Source organism: Microbacterium sp. 3J1, assembly GCF_001049495.1.
In the GTDB taxonomy this organism is placed as follows: Bacteria; Actinomycetota; Actinomycetes; order Actinomycetales; family Microbacteriaceae; genus Microbacterium.
The window spans coordinates 26,502-45,875 of record NZ_CDWI01000010.1 but is presented as its reverse complement, the minus strand read 5'-3'; the positions used below and the strand labels follow the sequence as shown (position 1 = coordinate 45,875).

Here is a 19,374-nt window from a genome sequence, read left to right as displayed (position 1 = left end):
GGCCGTGCGTCAGTCCGACGCCTCGACCGGCTGACGCGCGCCGTCCCAGGCGCCGGCGAACATCGTCACGGCGTCGGTCACGGTGCGGTAGACCTCGTCGTGCTTGCGGGTGTCGCCGATGTGGGCGTCGGGGATCGCGATGCCGTAGCTCGCGCGGAACGGCGAGAGACGGTGGCGACGGCGCTTCTCGGGGAGGTCCACGAGGCCGCGCTGGGCGTGCATCTGCACGGCAAGCTCGCGGAGGGTCGTGTCGGCGGCCAGGGGAGACAAGGCCCGTGCACCATACGCGGCCTCGACAAGGGTGAAGGTCTTCGGGCGCGCCTCCGGGGCGAGCATGGCGACCGCGGAGCGCTCCGCCTCGGATGCCGTGAGGATCAGGTCGGCCCGGTCGATGCTCTCCGCATCCAGGCGGGTGGCGACGTGCGCCTCCGCGAGGTCCGCATCGCCCGCCAGGGCGTCGATGCGCTCCTCGGTGAAGCGGCAGAGCGGGTCACCGGCGCGCGCCGTGACTCCGACGCTCGAGACCTCGATGTCGGGCAGCTCTCGACCGAGCAGGAAGGCTGCGAAGGGCGATCGACAGACGTTGGCCGCGCACACGACCAGCAGGCTGCCCTGCACTCCTTCAGACACAGCGGGAACTCCGACTCGGCTAGACTCTCGACAGGGGACAAGGGGTTATCTTAGTAGCCCTGCTTGGAGGGGACATGACGATCGGCGACTACGCGCGAGCCATCCTTCGCAGTTGGCTCGTGGTCGTGATCCTGGCAGCCGTGGGAGCTGCAGGCGGCTATGGACTCGCGAAGCTCACGCCGGACACCTATCGGTCGACGGGAGCCCTCCTCGTCACAAGCGATCGCGGTGACAGCACGTCCGAACTCGTCCAGGGCAGCGCCTACGTGCAGAACCTCGTCGCCACCTATGTGCTGCTCGCCCGCTCCGAGCTCGTGCTGCAGCCCGTGATCGACGAGCTCGACCTGGACACCACACCTCGCGCCCTCGCCTCGACGATCACCGCGTCGTCGCCGCTCAACTCGGTCGTCATCGAGGTCAGCGCGACCAGTCGTTCGCCGCGCCTCGCCGAGAAGATCACCGAGGCCGTGATGGAGAGTCTGGCGACGGTCGTCTCCCGCGACGTCGCGCCTCAGGCCGACGGACAGCCCACCGTGCGACTCACGGTGATCCAGAACTCCGACGAGCCTCGGTTCCCGTTCGCGCCGAGCACGCGGAACTACGTGCTGCTCGGCCTGCTGGGCGGGTTGGCTGTCGGCATCGCCTTCAGCGTCCTGCGCGCCTTCGCGTGGCAGACGGTCCGCAGCCGCGCCGACATCAAGCGGCTCACGGGCGTCCCGGTCCTCGGCGAGGTCGTGGAGACGCGACGCGGGACCCGCCTGTCGGCAGCCGTGTTGAAGGACCGCCTCGGCATCGAGGCCGAGTCCGTACGCGCCGTGGCGGCGAACCTCAACTTCCTCAAGGTCGACGGCGGGCTCAAGTCCGTCGTCGTCACCTCCGCGGCCACGGGTGAGGCCAAGAGCTCGCTCGTCATCGCTCTCGGCATCATGATCGCCGAGTCGTCGCGACGCGTGCTCCTCATCGACGCCGATCTGCGGAGCCCGTCGCTCGCCGATTACACGCAGCTCGACGGCGGCGTCGGGCTGACGAACGTCCTGATCGGAGAGGCCACCCTCGGCGAGGCCGTGCAGGAATGGGGCGCCGAAGGACTCAGCGTCCTCACGAGCGGCGCCGACGCCCCGAATCCGAGCCAGCTGCTCACCAGCCAGCGCATGACGGACCTCCTCGAAGAGGCTCGCGCCGAGTTCGACTTCATCCTCATCGACTGCGCGCCGCTGCTCGCGGTGACCGACGCCACCTGGCTCGGGAACCAGGCAGACGGCGCACTTCTCGCGGTGCTCTACGACAAGACGAGAACGCACAATCTCGAGAAGGTCGTCAGCGCTGCAGCGGTCGGTGGGTTGACCGTTCTCGGGGCCGTTCTGACGCGTGTTCCGCGTCGGGGAGTGAGCCGTTACGGGGTGGGCAGCTACGGCGCCCGGACGACCGCGGACAGCGGTCGACTGCGTCGGCGATAGCGCCGGACGAGGCGCCCGCGAAGCAGTCTCGGAAGCTGCCGCGTACAGCTTGCGCATAGCCTTTGCTTAGGTTACGTTCAGGTAACGGTCCAGCCGAAGATGCTACCTTCGGCGATGGCAGGGGGACCCCGATACGGAACTGCTCAGGAAATCTATGACTTTCGCGACCCATCCGAAACCCCACACCCGACGCTTCACCCGAATTCCCACCATCGCCGCCGTGGCCTTCGCCGTCACGGTCGCCGGAATGGCGGTCCCGACCGCCGCTTCCGCCGCAGAGACCGGCGCGTTCGCCGAGGATCACTTCGAGCGCGCGAGCACCGCCAGCTGGGGCGCCGCCCCCACCGGAGGAGCATGGTCGAGCATCAACCCACCGGTGCTCACATCCGCCGCAGGCGCAGGCGTCTTCCGACTGAAGCCATCGGCGTTCGCGGTCAACACCCTCGCCGCGGCACCGGAACTCGATTCCTCGGTCAGGTTCACGTTCTGGCCGTCCGAGCTGCCGAAGAGCGGGAACGGCGCGACCACGTCCGCCGTTCTGCGCGCTGCAGACGGGCACTCGTACCAGGCGCGAGCGCGCATCACGTCGTCCAACCGCGTCTCGATGACCATCAGCCGCTACGACGGCAGCACCTCGCGGGAGTCCGTGCTCGTGACCGACACCGTGCTGTTGCGCGACATCACGGCGAGCGATCGGCTCACGATCGAGTTCTCCGCGACCGGTGACACCGAGGTGTCCCTCGCCGCGCGGATCTGGAAGGTCGGCTCGACCGCGCCGGCATGGCAGCTCACGCACAAGGACCGCTCGGCGGAGCGCATCAGCCGAGCGGGTGCCGCCGGCGTCGGCGCCTATCTGTCGTCGGGCACCCAGGCCCTGGACATCATGGTGGACGACTTCACCGCGAGTCACGCGACCCCGCCGCAGCCGACGCCGACACCCCCGAAGCCGGCAGAGCCGTCCGTCCCGACGGTGCCGACGCAGCCCGCGCCGACCACACCCACCGCGCCCACCACGCCGACGGCACCCACGGCGCCCGCGACCCCGACGAACCCCGCGCCGTCGACGGCATCCGGCTCTGCCGCAGTCGGATCGACCAAGTACGCCGTACCCTCCGGTGCGCTGTACGTCACCGCGAAGGGAACGAGCTCCGGCAGCGGCACCGCGCAGTCGCCGTACGGCAGCCTGGCGCATGCTGTCGCCAAGGCTCCGGCCGGGTCGACCCTCGTCCTGCGAGGAGGCTCGTACCACGAGACGGTGACGATCCCGATCGGCAAGAAGCTCACCATCCAGTCGTATCCCGGCGAAGCCGTGTGGCTCGACGGCACCTCGAAGGTGACCGGCTGGCAGCAGTCCGGCTCCACCTGGGCCGTGGGCGGATGGAACCACAACTTCGACCGTCGCGTGTCGTTCAGCAAGGGCTCCGACGAGACCTCGCGCTGGACCGATTCCACGAATCCGTACGCGGGCTACCCCGACCAGGTGTGGATCGACGGCGTCGCGCAGCGACAGGTCGGCAGTGCGTCGCAGGTGAAGGCCGGCACGTTCTTCGTCGACACCGCGCAGAAGAAGCTGATCCTGGGCTCGAACCCGAGCGGCAAGACCGTCCAGGCGAGCACGCTGCAGAAGGCTCTCACCATCGGCGGATCGGGATCGACTGTGCGCGGACTCGGCGTCCGCGGGTACGCCACGACCGTGAGCCAGATGGGCGCGGTCACGGCGGAGGTGCCGAAGATCACGCTCGAGAACCTCGTCATCACCCACAACGCGAGCGTGGGTCTGTACGCCTGGGCGGCGGACCACCAGTTCCGCAACCTCACGGTCACGCAGAACGGCCTCATGGGCATCGGTGCGAACAAGGCCGATCGCCTGTCGCTGAAGAACTCGAAGGTCGACGGCAACAACGTCGAGCGGTTCAAGCCGGCGCCGGTGTCCGGAGGCATGAAGATCACGGCCTCCGCTGACGTCGTCATCGAGGACAACTCGTTCACAGACAACGTCTCCTCGGGTCTGTGGTTCGACATGTCGGCCTACAACGCCACCATCGTCGGCAACACCGTCGCCGGCAACGGCCGATACGGGCTGCTCTACGAGGCGAGCGAGAAGGCTCTCATCGCCGACAACACCTTCACCGGTGCGGGCCACACCGCGCTCATGATCTACAACGCCGGAGGCGTGCAGGTCTGGAACAACACGTTCGCATCCAACGCCCGGTCGATCTGGTTCATGCAGGACGAGCGTCGTCAGACCGACTCGGCCCTGGCGAGCAAGATCCCCTGGGTCGTCAAGAACATCACGGTGAAGAACAACGTCATCTCCTACGGGACGGGGTCGTGCCCGGTCCTCAGCCAGGACACCACCCAGCGCTGGTACGGGAACGACTTCGGCGTCACGATGGATTCGAACCTGTACCACCGTGCGACCGCGACGGCTCCCGCGAACTTCGCCTGCTGGGCGAACGGATCCGCAGGGACCCGCAGCTTCAAGACCCTGGCGGACTTCCAGGCGCACACCGGCGGGGACAAGCGCTCGAAGCTCGTCGAAGGAGCATCTCCGCTGACCTCGGCGCAGACGCTCACCGCCTCGGCGCAGAAACTGGTCGCGAGCGTCGCGTCTCCGCTGCCGTCGACCATCGCGCCCCGGATCGGCGCGACCGGCGCACTGCTCGGACAGATCGCACCCTGATCGGACCCTGACACGGCGCGGGCGCACCTGACGGTGCGCCCGCGCTGTGTGGTCCCGATCTCCATTGGTAGGCTTCAGGGGTCACGCAGGCCGCGTGGGACTGCTGGGGCGGTGGGAGGTGGTGCCGATGTCTTCTGCACCCGTCTTCGCACCGGCACCCACATTCATCCCTCGCAACGAGATCCGCTCTCCCGCTGCGCAGGCGATCGCCCTCGGGGTGACGGCTCTCATCGCGATGCGCATCGACGTGCAGTACACGCTGACGGCGGGCGGCGCCGCCGCTCTCGTGCTCTCGCCCCTGTGGTTCGGCACGGCGGTGCGGATGCCGTGGGCGCGGCTGCTCGGCATCCTCGCCATCTTCGCGGTGGCGTCCGGCGCGATCCTCACCATGGTGAACTCGATCGATCACACGCAGCTGAGCTACGACCTCGCCTCGCGGACGGTGGCGCTGCTCCAGCTGGCGGCGGTGGTCGGCTTCCTCGTCTGGGCGCACCGCGTCACGTCGCTCGCGAAGACCTCCCTCGCCTTCGCCGCAGGACTCGCGGCATCGATCCCCCTCAACATCAGCGACGATCCGAACTTCTGGCGGTTCTCGCTCTCCGTGCCGCTCGGCGTGTTCGTCCTCGCGCTCTGCTCTCTGACCGACCGACTCACGCTGACCCTCGCCGCGATCGGCGGACTCGCGATCATCGGACTCCTCAACGACTCGCGGTCGAACTCGGCGTTCCTGCTGCTGACGGGCGTCGTGCTCATCTGGCAGCGCCTGTCGGTCACCGGTTCCCGGCGATCACGCGGCTGGGGCGGCGTGCTGTCCCTCGCCGCCGCCGGCGGTCTCATAGCGATGCTCCTGCAGGGAGCGATCCTCGAGGGCTACTTCGGCGAGGTGACCCAGGCGCGCACGGCGGAGCAGATCGCCCGCGGCGGCAGCGTCGTCGTCGGCGGGCGCCCCGAGATCGCCGCGAGTGTCGCGCTCATCACCCGGTACCCGTGGGGTCTGGGCTCGGGCATCAAGGCCACGTACGACGACATCCAGGCGGCGAAGTCCTCGATGGCCGGCATCGGATACGACCCGAACAACGGGTACGTCGAGCGCTTCATGTTCGGGACCGGGATCGAAGTCCACTCGGTGCTGGGCGACTTCTGGATCTGGTACGGCCTGGCCGGAGTCGCGATGATCGTCGCGGTCCTCGTGCTGCTGGTCACCGCGATCAAGCGGGGGTACGTCGCTGGAGCGCTGACGCCGCTTCTCGTGTACCTCGCGATCCGCGCGTTCTGGGACATTCCCTTCAGCCCGTTCGACTCCGCCCTCCGCCTGTGGCCGCTGACGCTGTCGCTCGCCATCGGGTACGCCTCCTACGTCTTCGCGCGACCTCGCGCCGATCTGCACGTGCTCTCGCCCCCGCCGACGCGCCGAGCGCGTCCTCGCCCGAAAGCAGACGCATGAACGTCCCCGTGAAGCAGCGGATCGACTGGGTCGACGCCGGCCGCGGCCTCGCGATCGCACTCGTCGTCCTGTTCCACTCCACCAACTGGCTGGGCGAGGCCGGCTTCGGCATCGCAGGATGGGACTTCTTCGACGAGACGATCGCGTCGATCCGACTCCCGCTCTTCTTCACGATGTCCGGCCTCTTCGCCGTCAAGTGGATGCGCGCGAGCTGGCGAGACCTGTGGGCGTCCAAGGTCTCACTGTTCGTGTGGGTGTTCGCGGTCTGGAGCATCATCGCGACCTTCTCCTTCATGCTCGGCCTGAATCTCCAAGGGCAGGAGGGCAACTACCTCGGCCAGCTGAAGGACCTCGTGTGGGCTCCGCTGCTCCCGCGGTTCGAGCTGTGGTTCATCTGGGCGCTCGCGATCTTCTTCGTCGTCGCCAAGCTGATCCGCCGGCTGCCCGTCGTCGTCCAGCTCGTCGCCACCGGCCTGCTGTCGTTCGTGGCGCTGTCGGACTTCTTCGTCGGGAACGTCGGGTGGATCGGCAGCGCCAAGTACTTCTTCTTCTTCCTCAGCGGGATCCTGCTGCGCGACGCGATCATCCGCTGGAGCAACTCCGCGCGACCCGTCGTCCTCACATCCGTCTTCGTCCTGTGGGTCGCCGTCGCGCTCGCGGGCACCGCGCTCGGTCTCCGCTCGATCCCCGGCTACTACTTCGTCTGCTGCGTGATCGGCGTCTTCGCCGGGGTGGCGGTCAGCCGGGTCCTCGCGCGCGTGCCAGGGCCCCGCTATCTGGGCACCCGCACGCTGCCGGTGTACCTCACGCACACGACGATCATCCTCATCGTGGTCTGGGTTCTCGGACGCACGGTCCCCCTCCCCGAGCTGGCGGTGCTCGGCACGGTGCTCCCGCCGGTGCTCGCAGCGCTCGCCATCGCCGTGTCGCTGCTCCTCAGCCGGGCGTTCGCGAAGAACCGCGTGCTGCGGTACGCGTACGAGCAGCCGCGCTGGTTCTCTCGGCGCTGAGCGCGGGAGGGCCCGCCGACCGCGTCACTGCTGCAGCGCCGGCTCCCGAGCGATCTCTCTGCGCCGGCGTCGCACGTCCAGACGCACGTAGATCAGGTTGGGGACGACCTGGCAGAGGGCGACAGCGGCGGAGACCGCGATGAGGTTGCCCGCCGCGCCGAGGAGCGGGATCAGCAGCCAGGACCCGCCCAGCGCGATGGGGATCATGATGATCGTCGGCAGCACCTGGAAGCGGAGCCCGGCGAGGTCCGTCATGTACATGCCCACCGGATACTTCGCCGACTGCAGCGCGACGAACACCACGAAGGCGATGATCAGCGGCCACGAGAGGGCCAGGGCGCCGTCCGAGATGGTGGCGGCGAGCCAGGGCGAGATGGCCGCCATCGCCCCGGCGATGACGAGGCCGCCGCCGAGGAACCAGAACGTAGGCACCCAGGGGCTCTCCACTCGACCGGCCGCGCGGGCCCGGGCGAAGATCGGCCAGAGCGCCACGCCCGCCGCCGAGATGGTCTGAAGGGCGATGCCGAAGATCTGGTAGCCGAGGTTGTACTCGGCCAGTTCGGACACACCGCCCAGGTGGCTCACCATGATCCGACCCGTCTGCATGGCGACCGGCAGCGCGAGCAGCTGCACGAGCATCGGCCAGGCCATGTTGATCACGGTGACGCCCGGCGCCTTGCGCACGTGCAACACCTCGCGCGCGAGGGTGCCGAGCTGCGGCGAGATCAGTCGCGCGGCGATCGCCAGCGCGATCATGGCGACCACGGTCGAGGCGAGGTACGCGGCGACGGCGAGGTACTGGTCGGCCTGCACGCCGAAGACCACGCAGGCCCCGATCAGAACGAAGATGAGCGGCGCGGTGATGACCTGCGTCGCGATCTGGGTGGTGTTGCGTCCGAGGCCGATGAGGATGCGCGGGCCGAGCGACAGCGGAAGGCTGATGCCGAAGAGCGCGAGGCAGATGCCCGCTACGAGGTTGCCCTGGGGCATGAGCCCCTCGCCGAGGATGACCGGCCATGCGTCGAGAAGCGTGAGGAGGAAGGCCACGGCGACGATCACCGCCGCGGCGATCAGCAGCAGACGTACGGTGCTGAGAAGCGCGCGCCGCATCCGGGAGTCTCTGCGGGGGTCCTCCGACTCCGCGACCGCGTTGATCACGACCGCGGCGAGACCCAGGTCGGCGAACGGCAGGAGTGTCGGCAGGCTCGACAGCAGGCCGTACTGCGCGTAGGCCTCGACGCCGTAGTTCTGGATGATCATGCGGCTGGTGACCAGGCCCACCACGCCGGTGAGGCCCATGACCCCGACCTTCACCACGGCGGCCGAGCCGACATTGCGCCACATGCTCATGCGACGCTCGAATCCGTGAGGATCCACCGCTCGGCCTCGGCCCGGCCGTCGCGGTCGGGAAGGTCTGCGACGATCTCGGCCGGCCTACGGCTGCTGTGCAGAGAGGTGATGAGCGCCTGCGCGAGACCGTCGACATCGGCGGGGTCCGCGATGACGGCGTGACCGTGGTCCTCGAGCCACTCCGCCAGCCCGGTCTCCGCCGTGGTGACGATGAGACAGCCCTTCTCCAGCGCCTCGACGATGGGCAGCCCGACCTGCTCCCGCCAGCGGGGCCTCGGCTGCGACGCGAGGGCGAGCACCTTCGACTGAGCGAGGAGCTCGAAGATGAGGCTCCTCGGCGGGTCGATCTCGACCCGCACGGCCTCGTCGCGAGCACCGAGCGCGCGCGCGTCGTCGGCACCCGCACCCTTGCCGATCAGCACCAGCTGCGCATCCGGATACGCCGCCTTCACCGTCGGCCATGCCTGCAGCAGATGCGGGAACCCCTTGCGCTCGGAGAACTCGCCCAGGAAGGTGACGATCGGCGCGCGCTGGTCGTCGACCCCGATGGAACCGTCGGCCACGGGCAGAGCGGGGATCAGCCGTCGTCTGACCCGGGCTTCGCCCAGGAGCCGCTCGTAGAGATCCTGCGCCTGCGACGTGCCGAACGCGATCCGGTCGAGCGATCGCCAGACGGGGCGGACGAAGAGGCGCTGAAGACGCAGCTTCACGCGGGCGGCGACCGGAAGGCTCGCGGAGCCGTCGCGCGGGTCCTTGTTCTCGATGGCGTAGGTCACCACCGCGACATCGCGACGGCGGATGCCGGCGCGGAGCCTGGCCCCGACGATCGCGGCCAGCGATCGCGGAGCCGCTCTCACGAGGAGCGGCTCCGCGATCTCCAGCACGTCGATGTCGTGGGTCAGCGTGTACCAGAAGGCCTGCGCTGTTCCCGCTCTGCGAGCCCCGACCTTCGCTGCCAGCTCGGCGTCGAAATCGTAGCGTCGCTGCGAGTACAGCACCGTCGTCCCGGCATCCGATCGGAGTATCCGTTCGAAGTGGGCCGTACGAGCCACGTCATACAGTTGCACATGTGTGACGGATCTCATGGCCTGCTTCTCGAGCCCTTCGATCGTCACTGCGCTGCGGTCGGGTCCTTGACGGTGATCGAGTCGAACGATACTCCACCGCCCGCGGGCGTGCTCGGCACGTAGGTGAACACCGACACCGCGCCGGGCACCTGCAGCGCGGCGAGAGCGTTGGTGCCCTCCCGCTGCCACGTGGCCGGCTCGGTCTCGGACTGCTTCCACACCTTCGCCTTGACGGTCGTGGGATTGGTGCCCGTGACCTCCATGCTCAGCACGTACTTCTCACCCGGCACGATCGTGATCGGCACCTGAAGGGTCGGGGCGATCGCGGTCGCGCCGTCCTGGAGCAGGTACAGCTTCACGCCGCCGTCGGCCTGCAGCCGCAGTCGGGCGATGTAGTTCGTCGTGCCGACCCGGCGTCCGACGAGCGCGACGTACTGTCCCTCGACCAGCGAATCGACGCTGAACACCGCGTCGATCCGCGTGTTCGCGCTGCTGACCCCGTTGAGGTCGGCGTACAGCGTGCTCGCCGAGGATGCCGGGACGGTCATCTTTCCGAGCCCGCCGGTGACCGAGAACCGGTTCGCGGTCCCGCGGAGCGTCCAGGCCCCGCCGAGGTCCGCCGTGCCCCAGGCGTTCGCCAGGGTCCGGTCGAAGGCGTCGGAAGCGATGAGACCGACGACCGCCTTGGTGACCGTCACCTGAGCCGTCTTCGTCGCCGTCGCCCCGTCGTCGTCCGTCACCGTGAGGGTCACCGTGTACGTGCCTGCCGCCGCATAGGTGTGCGTCGCGGTCGCGGTCGACGCGGTGCCGCCGTCACCGAAGTTCCAGGCGTAGCCGGCGACGGTCCCATCGGGATCCGTCGATGCGCTGCCATCGACCGAGACGGTCAGCGAGTCGATCGCCGGCGTCGCGAACTGCGCCGTCGGCGCCTGGTTCGGGATCGGCGCGACCGTCACCTCCGTGGTGGCCTCGGCGGTGGCTCCGTCGTCGTCCGTCACCGTGAGCTTCACGGTGTACGTCCCGGCGGCCGCGTAGGTCTTGGAGACTGTCGCCCCGGTCCCGGATGTGCCGTCGCCGAAGTCCCAGCCGTACGACGCGACGGTGCCGTCGCTGTCGGTGCCTCCGCCGGTGAACGCGACGTCGAGACCGTTGACCGCCGGCGCGTCGATCGCAGCCGTAGGCGCGGTGTTCGGAAGCGTGCCGGTCGTGCCCACCGTGTAGTGGGACGAGACCCGCTCTGCCGACAGCACCTCGTTGTAGACGGCCACCTCGTCGAGAGAGCCCTCGAACTGCACGCTCGACGGGGCGCCCGGCCAGCCGTTGAGGTTGTCGTTGCCGACCCGCCAGTAGCCCTGGTAGGACTGCCCCGTGGTGGTGTCGGCCCGCTGGGCCTCGAGGTCGCCGTCGACGTACAGCTTCATGCCGTCCGAGCCGAGGCTCGCGACCACGTGGTGCCACTGTCCGTCGCGGTACGAATCCGACGTGCTGACGGTGCGGGTGTCGCCCGGGTACACGCCGAAGTACAGCTGCCCCGAGTTGTTCATGTACACCTGACGGTCGTACGACCCGGAGTTGCCGGTCTGCGAGCTGCCGAAGCCGATGATCTTGCCACCGCTCGTCGACGTCGTCCGGAACCAGGCTTCGACCGTGAAGGTGTTCGATCCCTGCTCGGCCACCGTGGAGTATCCGTTGCCGTCGTTCTGGTTCGCGAACGAGCTCGTGTTGAACGCGATCGCCTTGTCGGTGTCACCCGAGATCGCGCCCGTCTGGCCGCGGGTCATGCGCCCTGCGAGGTTCAGGTTCGAGCCGCCGACGAGGTCGGCCGATACGCCGGTGTCCTCACCGAGGCGCCACAGGTGCGCGATGTCATCGCTCGCGACGCTCTGCAGGTAGGGCGATGCGGTGCCGGCGGCGACGGTCGCTGCGACCCAGTCGGACTTGAACGTGTTGCCGTAGGGATCGCTCACCACCGCTCTCAGCTGATGCGCGGATCCGGGAGCGAGACCGGTGATGCTCGCCGTGAGGTTCTGGTACTGCCAGAACGGCGTGTCGAGCTTGTACTCCTTGACGAGCCCGGCCGCGTTCTCGGAGTCCAGGTAGAGACGGTAGGTCAGGTCGGTGTCGTCCCGGTCGAAGACGGTCGGGAACGAGGCCCGGAGGACGCCGGGGATCGAGGAGTTGACCTTCGGTGCCCACCATGCGTTGAACGTCTGGTTGTTGTCGTGCGCCTGACGCTCCTGCTCCTGCGACGGGCGCGGGCCCTGCTTGTTCGGCGCGTTCGACTTCACCGTGTAGCGGACCAGGCCCTGCTGCGAGCCGCCGTTGACGGAGGTGAACTCCCCGCCGTAGACGACGTACTGCTCGTTGCCGTCGACCGTCCAGACGGCCTGATTCTTGCCCGTGTACGTGCCCGAGGGCGTGTAGGGGAACCAGTACGTCAGCTGCGGGTGCGCGGTGCCGGGGTGGTCCGGGTAGCCGTACGGGTCGGCGGTGTTCGTGCCGGCGATCGCCTTGCTCCACGCCGTGGAGTGGTAGAAGGTCCAGCCGCCCTGGTCGACCTGCGAGAAGCCGCCCGAGTTGCCGCAGTAGTGCGAGTGCGACGCGGAGTACACGAGGTCGCCGACCGAGGCGATGTCGTAGCTGTCTCCGTGGCAGTCCTCGATCCAGTTGAGGTTTCCGCTGGACCAGTCGATGGAGAACGCTCCCTCGATCGTTCCTGCGGAGCCCCAGTGCCCACCCGTGCCATAGGCGTAGTTGGCGTCGGAGGTGAGGGAGAAGATCCAGGCGTTGCCGCCGGCGTTGCGCACGGCGCTGTTCGCGTTGAGGGTGACCGCCTTCGAGCCGTCCGCGGTGTCGAACATCGCGATGCCGTAGCCCTGGGAGTTGCCGTCCCGACCGTTCGCCGTCGTGTAGGCGGCGCCCCCGGCGCCGTTGGCGAATGCCGCGCGGGTGAAGTTTCCGGCCGCCATCACCTTGGTGCCGTCGTTGTTCACGGTCAGCGCGAGCACCTGGTTGTCGGGGATCGTCGGCTGGCGCACGCCGTCCGCGTCGGTGAAGCGGGCGCGGAATGCCGCGACGATGTTTCCGTTGGTGAGGCGGATCGCGCCGATTCGCGCGCTGCTCTCTCCGTTGACGGCGCTGAAGTAGCCGCCGACGTACGCGACGGTGTTGGTCAGTGCGACCGTGCTGGCCGGTCCGTTGAGCTCAGGGGTCTTCGACAGTGCGGCGAGCTGGCCGGTCGCCAGGTCGAACACCGCGATGCGGTTGCGGGTCTGTCCGTTGACCTGCGTGAAGTTGCCGACGACGACGAGCTTGGTGCCGTCGGGGGTGACGGCCGCGTCCTTGACGACGGCGTTGAAGGTCGGCGCGAACGGGAGCAGTTCACCCGTCGTGACGTTGAACGCCAGGAAGTTGGCCCGCGGCACCTCGTTGACGCCGGGAGCCGCGCCGGCCGGCCGGGCGGTGCTGAACTCGCCGACCGCGAACGCGGTGTTGCCCGCGACCTCGACGCCCCAGATCACTCCGTTGCCGATCTGGACCGTCGGCAGTGCGTCTGCCGACACGGGCTCCGGCCAGTCCTCTCGGGGAAGCTGATCCTCCCATGAGGCGGCGTTCGCGGCCACGGGCACGACTGCGAGCAGCGTCCCGATGAAGGCCGCGACGACCACTGCTGCCAATGACTTCCAGAACGGCGTGTTCGCGCGCATGGACGTATCCCCAATTGCCATGAGGCCGCATAGCGGCCAATCCCCAGTAAGAAGCACACCATTCCCCAACGGTGTAGCTACTTGACTCTAGAGCCCGGCGCCGCTCTTGTAAAGAGCGGATATATCGGTTTTCGCTCGCATGCGGTCAGATCCTCCACCATCGCGGAGGCTGTGAGTCAGGAGACGGCGCCCTCGAACAGCACGACAGGGAGGTCGAGGGAGAGGTCGACCTCCACGACGACCTGGCCGCGCGCGGCCTCGGGGACGCTGAAGGCGTAGAGTCCCTTGCCGGTCTCACCCGCGGCGATCGACACCGGAAGGTCCTCGCGCGGGCGCACGAGGATGTTCGCCGGCGTGCGCTCGGGACCGTAGTAGACGTTCACGATCATCGTGTCGGTCAGCGTCTCCTCGGAGGAGAGGTTCTCGACGTTCACCGCGATCTGGAGCGCGGGACCCTGCACCTCGCCGGGCACGGATGCCTGACCCGTGATCGCGTCGATCGATTCGAGACTCACGCGCACGTCCTCTGCCGGTGCGGCCGGCTGATCGAGTCCGACGGGAGGAGCGGTCGGGCGCGCCTCTGTCGGAGGCACCTCTTCTGCGTCCTCCTCCGGCGCGGGCGTGCCCGAATCGGATGCGGACGGCGATGGCGACGGCGATCCGCTCGCGGACGTCGCCGGAGCGGAGCCCTCTGGGGTCGGGGCTGTGCCGCCGCCCCATCCGGTCGCGATGCCGATGGCGATGATCACCGCGATGGCCGCCGCTGCGGCTCCGCCGATCCACCACCAGCGTCGCTTGCTCGGGGCCTCCGAAGGGCTCTCCTGGTCCGTCACGCTTCTCCCTGCCCGTCATCCGCCGCGGTGACGTCCCTCTTCGCACTGTACCGCCGGTCGCTCACGCCGGCGGCGGGCGAGCGAAGTGCGCGCCGATTCGTTATCGACAGCCGCCGCCCGTCGCGCACCCCCCGGTAGGCCGCACCGAGCGGCCCCCACGGACGCAGGAACTGCCGACGACCACCGCGCAGGAGCACTTCCTTCGCAGACGCCCAGGCGCCGCGCCGCCACCGTCGCAGGCCGTCGTCGTCGAGGTGCTTGGCCGCGAAGAGCAGCCGATTCCGGATGTTGTAGTAGTAGTAGCCCTCGGACTTCGCGCGCGATGACGGGTCGCGACCCTGCGTGCCGCCCTCGTCGTGCACCGCGGTGGCCTCGCCGACGACCTCGAGATCACCCCCGGCCGCGATCACGCGCCGCGAGAAGTCGACGTCCTCCCAATAGAGGAAGTACTCCTCGTCGAATCCTCCGGTGGCCCGCCAGAGCTCGTCCGGAATGAGCAGGCACGCGCCGGACAGCCATTCCCAGCGGTCGTCACCCGGCCGCAGCCCGCGCTTGCGCACGCCCATCGTCCGGCCGTCGGAGAGGTAGACGTCCGCGCCGTCGAACCACACCCGCCCCGAACCGTCGAGGACGGTGGGGGCGAACGCCCGCATCCGCTCCCGCGCGGCACGCTCCTGCAGCACGCGCACGGCGTCCGCCGAGATGGTGGCATCGGGATTGAGCAGGAGCAGATCCTCACACCCCCGCTCCAGGGCGCGGTCGGCACCGAGATTCATCCCGCCGCCGAACCCGAGATTCGCGTCGGGCTCGAGCAGATCCCATCCCGACTCCTCCGCAAGGGATCTCACGGCCTCGCGCTCCCGCGCGTTCGACAGGTTGTCGACGACGACGACGCGGGCGGGCCGGACATCGGCGACCGTCCGCGCGAGGTTCTCAGCCAGCAGCGCCGAGGACGCGTAGTTCACCACGATGATCGCGAGCGCGCGCGTCACGTCACAGGCTCTTCATCTCGCGGAACCAGCGCACCGAGGCCAGCGCCAGGAACGCCAGGGCCGCCGCGGCGAGCAGGGCGTAGACGACGATGAACCCGTCGGTCCAGCCCCACAGCACGAAGACGAGGCAGAGGACCCCGAAGTCCGTGGGCAGCAGGATGGTCGACCGCAGCAGCGTGCCGCCGCCCCGCGTGTGCGTCGAGGCCGAGCCCCGTGATGCCTTCAGCAGGTCGTTCAGCAGCATCCCGAAGAAGGTGACCGTCGAGATCGCGGAGAACGCCAGCGGCACGAGCAGCCACGCGGTGTCGCGCAGGGGGGTGTGCAGCCAGAGACCGACGAGCACCGCCAGATGCAGCAGCGACAGCTTCGCCGCGTCGACGAAGTGATCGAGCCACTCCCCCGCGGCGCTGCCGCCTCCGCGCAGACGCGCGACCTGGCCGTCGGCGGAGTCCCATGCGTACCCGCAGGCGAGCAGCACGGCGATCAGGAGTCCGCTCCACCACGACGGCGGGAGGGCGATGAGAAGCGCGATGCCGACGAACGTGTGCACGGCACTGATCGCCGTCACCTGATTCGGCGTCCATCCCCGCGTATGGGCGAAGGCCGCGAACACCCGACCGATCCGGCGGTTGACGTAGACCGAGTAGGCAGGCGCTCCGCGCGCATGCCCCTTCTGCGCCGCCTTCAGATTCGCGAAGGCCTCACCGAAAGTCGTCGATTGCCCCTGCATCCGCCCCACGCTCCCTAGTCCGCGGGTCTCTCGATCCCGCATCCGTGCCGCTCCCCGGTCTTATCGGACCCCGCCACCACCGTATAGGTCGCGGGTGCGATTCCCGGCACCCGAGATGCTGCCGCGGCCGCGCGCCCGCTCCCGAGCCCCGGTGGCGCGAAGGCGCTCGGACCGCGTCAGCGCACCGACCGCACCTCGCACGCCGCCGACGGCCCATCGCACGACGCCCGAGACGATCGCCTTCATGCGGACCACGATCCTCTCGGAACGCGAGGCGGCGAGCGCGAGCGCGACGCGCGCCCCGGCGTTGGCCATGCCCCGGGTGCGCTCCAGGGCGTGTGCGCGGGTGCGGCGCTCGACCGGCAGGTGATCGAGCACCAGCGCTTCGGCGCACCACACCATGTGGGCCCCCGCGGCATGCAGCTGCGATGTGAACAGCGAGTCCTCGCCGCCGGTGCGCCCGAATCTCGCGTCGAAGCGGATGCCGGACTCCGCGACGAACCGCCTGTCGAGAAGCAGGTTGTTCGTGGCCGCCCGAGTGATCGGAGCTCCGGTGCGCAGGCCCGCCCGGTGCGTCCGGTCGAAGAATCCGCCAGCGACGATCCACGGGTCCAGGGGTTCGTCGGTCACCGTGCGCACGGGTCCGGCGACGACCGTGGCGTCGTGCTCCACCCGGGTGGCGAGCAGACGGCTGAGCCAGCGCGCATCGGCCGGAGTCTCGTCGTCGTCGATGAAGACCACGATGTCGTGGCCGGCCGCCTCGTCGAGCGCCCGGTTGCGCACCGCGACCACGCCGCGTTCCGACTCGACCACGTAGTGCGCGGGCACTCCTGCGGCCCGCACCGTCTGCTCGGCGCTCGCGGCGGAATCGTTGTCGACGACGATCACGGCGACCTCCCCGATCGCGACCTCCGACCGCGCCGTCTCGATCACCTCGGGCAGTGCGGCGAGCAGTCGAGCGAGATCGTCGGGTCTGCGGAACGTCGGTATGCAGAGCGCGACCGAGAGGGCATCCGTCGCGTGTTCGTCGCCGTCGAGCATCCGATTCCTCCCCGTCGGGTGCCGTGCGCGCGAGTGCGAGGCTCTCACCGGACGACCTGTATGACTTAGTATTCAACAGGTTCGTGCGCCTGGGGAGGCGCGGGCCTCTGGGGCACACGACGTAGGGGGAGTCTGGATGGGTTCGGGAGATCGCTCGGATGCACCGCGGCGCCCGCGCGTGCTCATCGGCGGATACGCGTGCGGACCGGTCGCCGAGCCCGAGGCGCGTGCCGGCTGGGAGCTCGCCCGCGCTGCCACCAGGGACCACGACGTGTGGGTGATCACCCGGCATCGCTTCCGTCAGCCGATCGAGGATGCGCTCGCCGCCGACCCCGTCCTGGCACGACGGCTGCACGTGACCTACCTCGACCTCCCTCCCGCGGTGATGCGTCTGAAGCGCCGCTCCTGGGACCTGTACTGGTACTACGCCGCGTGGCAGCGGAGCCTCGGCCGCACGGCACGGCGCCTGCACGCCGAGCTCCGCTTCGACGTCGCGCACCACGTCTCCTTCGCCAACGACTGGATGCCGTGCGGACTGGTCGCTCTCTCCGATGTGCCCCTCGTCTGGGGCCCCGTCGGCGGTGCGAGCACGCCTCCCGCTCTGCGTCTCTCGCGGTGGCTGGGGCTCCGAGGCACTCTGACCGAGCTGATCCGCGGTTCGTTCACCTCCGTCGTGCGGCGGTTCGTCGGGGACCGGGTGGCGCGGCGCGCCTCGCTGGTCGTCGCGCAGAACCAGCAGGGCGCGGATCACTTCGCGCGACGCGCGGCGGCCGTCGTGGTCGAGCCGAACGCGACGCTCGACGACCTCCCCCCTCGGGCAGACGAGATCACGCCGCGGAAGGCCGTGTTCGCCGGAAGACTGATCGCGCTCAAGGGCGCGGCCATGGCGATCGACGCGATCGCCCGCACGGACGATTGGACCCTCGACCTCTACGGCGGCGGCTACGAGGAGAAGCGCCTCCGCGCGCGCGTCCATCGCCTCGGTCTCGACGATCGCGTCCGCTTCCTCGGTCACCAGCCGCGCGAGCGCGTGCTCGACGCGATCGCCCACGCCGAGGTCTTCCTCTTCCCCTCGATGCGGGATCAGGCCGGTTGGGTGGTCGCCGAGGCGAGCACGATCGGCTGCCCCGTGGTCTGTCTGCCGCTCGGCGGTCCGCCTGCGCTCGCCGGCACGAACGGCCACGTCGCGTCACTGGACGGCGACATCGTCGGCAACCTCGTGGAGAAGATGCGCGAGGCGGCGGATGCCGGAGGCCACCCGACCGACCGGTGGTCGATCGCGCGGCTGCCCGACCTGGTCTCCGGCTGGTACCGCGATGTCATGCGGGACGCTACGGTCGGCGGCGCGACGACGGGCGAGACCCGCCGGCTGCGCATCCTCGCCTCCTACCGCCGCCCGAAGAGCACGACGAACCCGTACATCACCCAGCTGTTCCGCTCGCTGAACGAGGTCGCAGACGTCACGCCCTACAGCCCGGCATCTGCCCTGTTCGGTCGATACGACGTCGTGCACCTCCACTGGCCCGAGCTCCTCGTCGGCGGACACAACTGGCGTGGCCGCACCGTGCGGCGAGCAGTGACCTCTCTGCTCCTCCTCCGCTGGCGGATCACGCGCGTCCCGCTCGTGCGCACCGTGCACAACCTCGAGCGCCCGACGAACATCAACGCGTTCGACCACGGCGTCCTCGAGCGCATCGATCGGATGACCACGCTCGACATCCGGCTGAACGACCAGACGCCGCCCCGAGAGGGGATCCCGGGCACGACGATCGAGCACGGGCACTACCGCGACTGGTTCGCCCCGTTCATGGGCGGGTCCGCGGTCCCGGGCCGCATAGGCTACGTGGGCCTGATCCGTCGGTACAAGGGCGTGGAGGACCTCGTCAGTGCGTTCACCCGCGTGAACGACCCCGGCGCGTCGCTGCACATCGCCGGCAAGCCATCGACGGCAGACCTCGTCGATACCCTGCGCGACACCGCTGCGGGTGATGCGCGGGTCACCATCGATCCCCGGTACCTCGACGACGAGGAGCTCGTGCACGCGATGACGGCCGCCGAGCTGATCGTGCTGCCCTACCGCCACATGCACAACAGTGGCACGGCTCTCGCCGCCCTCTCGGTGGACCGGCCGGTGCTCGTTCCGGACAACGAGGTCAACAGGGCGCTGTCCGAAGAGGTCGGCCCCGGCTGGGTGCTGCTCTTCGACGGCGAGCTGACCCCGGACTCCCTCCGCGAGGCGATCGTGCCCGCAGCCGATCGTGCGCCTCGCCCCGACCTCTCCGCCCGCGAGTGGTCCGTCTCCCGGGACAAGCACCTCGCCGCCTTCCGGCGCGCCGTCTCGATCTCCCGCGGATCCGCCGATCCGGTCGTCGTCGACGACTCCGCCACGAACACCACCACCGGGCGACCGGCGGTCTGACACCAAGGAGC

The 19,374-nt window shown here is 69.3% G+C and carries 13 protein-coding genes; 5 read left to right on the top strand and 8 right to left on the bottom strand.

What is annotated here, in order from left to right:
- Window positions 1–9 precede the first annotated feature (9 nt).
- The gene (locus BN2660_RS07980; RefSeq protein WP_091229841.1) at window positions 10–630 is read right to left on the bottom strand and encodes an arsenate reductase/protein-tyrosine-phosphatase family protein; all 621 of its coding nucleotides are present in this window, start codon (window positions 628–630) and stop codon (window positions 10–12) included.
- A 74-nt stretch (window positions 631–704) separates the two neighbouring features.
- Between BN2660_RS07980 and BN2660_RS07975 the strand changes: the two genes are divergently transcribed.
- The 4 genes from BN2660_RS07975 to BN2660_RS07960 all read left to right on the top strand — a co-directional run bounded on the left by BN2660_RS07975 (window position 705) and on the right by BN2660_RS07960 (window position 7,224).
- Window positions 705–2,087: a tyrosine-protein kinase domain-containing protein gene (locus BN2660_RS07975; protein ID WP_091229839.1), complete on the top strand. Its 1,383-nt coding sequence runs from the start codon at window positions 705–707 to the stop codon at window positions 2,085–2,087.
- A gap of 154 nt (window positions 2,088–2,241) precedes the next feature.
- A complete protein-coding gene (locus BN2660_RS07970) occupies window positions 2,242–4,770 on the top strand; it encodes a right-handed parallel beta-helix repeat-containing protein (RefSeq protein WP_091229836.1) in 2,529 nt (842 codons plus the stop codon).
- 127 nt (window positions 4,771–4,897) lie between these two features.
- Window positions 4,898–6,214 carry a hypothetical protein gene (locus tag BN2660_RS07965; RefSeq protein ID WP_091229833.1) on the top strand — a complete coding sequence of 439 codons (1,317 nt, stop codon included), beginning with the start codon at window positions 4,898–4,900 and terminating at the stop codon, window positions 6,212–6,214.
- Window positions 6,211–7,224: an acyltransferase family protein gene (locus tag BN2660_RS07960; protein WP_091229830.1), complete on the top strand. Its 1,014-nt coding sequence runs from the start codon at window positions 6,211–6,213 to the stop codon at window positions 7,222–7,224. Before BN2660_RS07965 ends, BN2660_RS07960 begins: the two co-directional genes overlap by 4 nt.
- Window positions 7,225–7,248: 24 nt before the next feature.
- On the opposite strand, the gene BN2660_RS07955 is transcribed toward BN2660_RS07960, so the two are convergent.
- From BN2660_RS07955 to BN2660_RS07925, 7 genes are all read right to left on the bottom strand, one after another.
- A complete protein-coding gene (locus BN2660_RS07955) occupies window positions 7,249–8,574 on the bottom strand; it encodes a lipopolysaccharide biosynthesis protein (protein ID WP_091229827.1) in 1,326 nt (441 codons plus the stop codon).
- On the bottom strand, window positions 8,571–9,659 hold the full coding sequence (locus tag BN2660_RS07950) for a glycosyltransferase (protein ID WP_141651262.1): 1,089 nt from the start codon (window positions 9,657–9,659) through the stop codon (window positions 8,571–8,573). Before BN2660_RS07950 ends, BN2660_RS07955 begins: the two co-directional genes overlap by 4 nt.
- Window positions 9,660–9,685: 26 nt before the next feature.
- A complete protein-coding gene (locus tag BN2660_RS07945; RefSeq protein ID WP_141651261.1) occupies window positions 9,686–13,348 on the bottom strand; it encodes a PKD domain-containing protein in 3,663 nt (1,220 codons plus the stop codon).
- A 176-nt stretch (window positions 13,349–13,524) separates the two neighbouring features.
- Window positions 13,525–14,181 carry a hypothetical protein gene (locus tag BN2660_RS07940; protein WP_091229815.1) on the bottom strand — a complete coding sequence of 219 codons (657 nt, stop codon included), beginning with the start codon at window positions 14,179–14,181 and terminating at the stop codon, window positions 13,525–13,527.
- Window positions 14,178–15,173 carry a glycosyltransferase family 2 protein gene (locus BN2660_RS07935; protein WP_255305081.1) on the bottom strand — a complete coding sequence of 332 codons (996 nt, stop codon included), beginning with the start codon at window positions 15,171–15,173 and terminating at the stop codon, window positions 14,178–14,180. Before BN2660_RS07935 ends, BN2660_RS07940 begins: the two co-directional genes overlap by 4 nt.
- A 1-nt stretch (window position 15,174) precedes the next feature.
- Window positions 15,175–15,903 (bottom strand): CDP-alcohol phosphatidyltransferase family protein, encoded by a 729-nt coding sequence (locus tag BN2660_RS07930; protein ID WP_091229810.1) that lies wholly within the window; start codon window positions 15,901–15,903, stop codon window positions 15,175–15,177.
- Window positions 15,904–15,963: 60 nt separating this feature from the next.
- Complete coding sequence (locus BN2660_RS07925; protein ID WP_091229807.1) at window positions 15,964–16,944, bottom strand: glycosyltransferase family 2 protein; 981 nt, start codon at window positions 16,942–16,944, stop codon at window positions 15,964–15,966.
- 136 nt (window positions 16,945–17,080) lie between these two features.
- Between BN2660_RS07925 and BN2660_RS07920 the strand changes: the two genes are divergently transcribed.
- A complete protein-coding gene (locus BN2660_RS07920) occupies window positions 17,081–19,363 on the top strand; it encodes a glycosyltransferase (RefSeq protein WP_091229803.1) in 2,283 nt (760 codons plus the stop codon).
- Window positions 19,364–19,374 lie beyond the last annotated feature (11 nt).

Excerpts from the sequence above, each read along its gene's own strand:
- BN2660_RS07955 (WP_091229827.1), bottom strand. The coding sequence starts at position 8,574 with ATGAGCATGTGGCGCAATGTCGGCTCGGCCGCCGTGGTGAAGGTCGGG.
- BN2660_RS07930 (WP_091229810.1), bottom strand. The coding sequence starts at position 15,903 with ATGCAGGGGCAATCGACGACTTTCGGTGAGGCCTTCGCGAATCTGAAG.
- BN2660_RS07945 (WP_141651261.1), bottom strand. The coding sequence starts at position 13,348 with ATGCGCGCGAACACGCCGTTCTGGAAGTCATTGGCAGCAGTGGTCGTC.
- BN2660_RS07950 (WP_141651262.1), bottom strand. The coding sequence starts at position 9,659 with ATGAGATCCGTCACACATGTGCAACTGTATGACGTGGCTCGTACGGCC.
- BN2660_RS07920 (WP_091229803.1), top strand. The coding sequence starts at position 17,081 with ATGGGTTCGGGAGATCGCTCGGATGCACCGCGGCGCCCGCGCGTGCTC.
- BN2660_RS07965 (WP_091229833.1), top strand. The coding sequence starts at position 4,898 with ATGTCTTCTGCACCCGTCTTCGCACCGGCACCCACATTCATCCCTCGC.
- BN2660_RS07960 (WP_091229830.1), top strand. The coding sequence starts at position 6,211 with ATGAACGTCCCCGTGAAGCAGCGGATCGACTGGGTCGACGCCGGCCGC.
- BN2660_RS07970 (WP_091229836.1), top strand. The coding sequence starts at position 2,242 with ATGACTTTCGCGACCCATCCGAAACCCCACACCCGACGCTTCACCCGA.
- BN2660_RS07925 (WP_091229807.1), bottom strand. The coding sequence starts at position 16,944 with ATGCTCGACGGCGACGAACACGCGACGGATGCCCTCTCGGTCGCGCTC.
- BN2660_RS07975 (WP_091229839.1), top strand. The coding sequence starts at position 705 with ATGACGATCGGCGACTACGCGCGAGCCATCCTTCGCAGTTGGCTCGTG.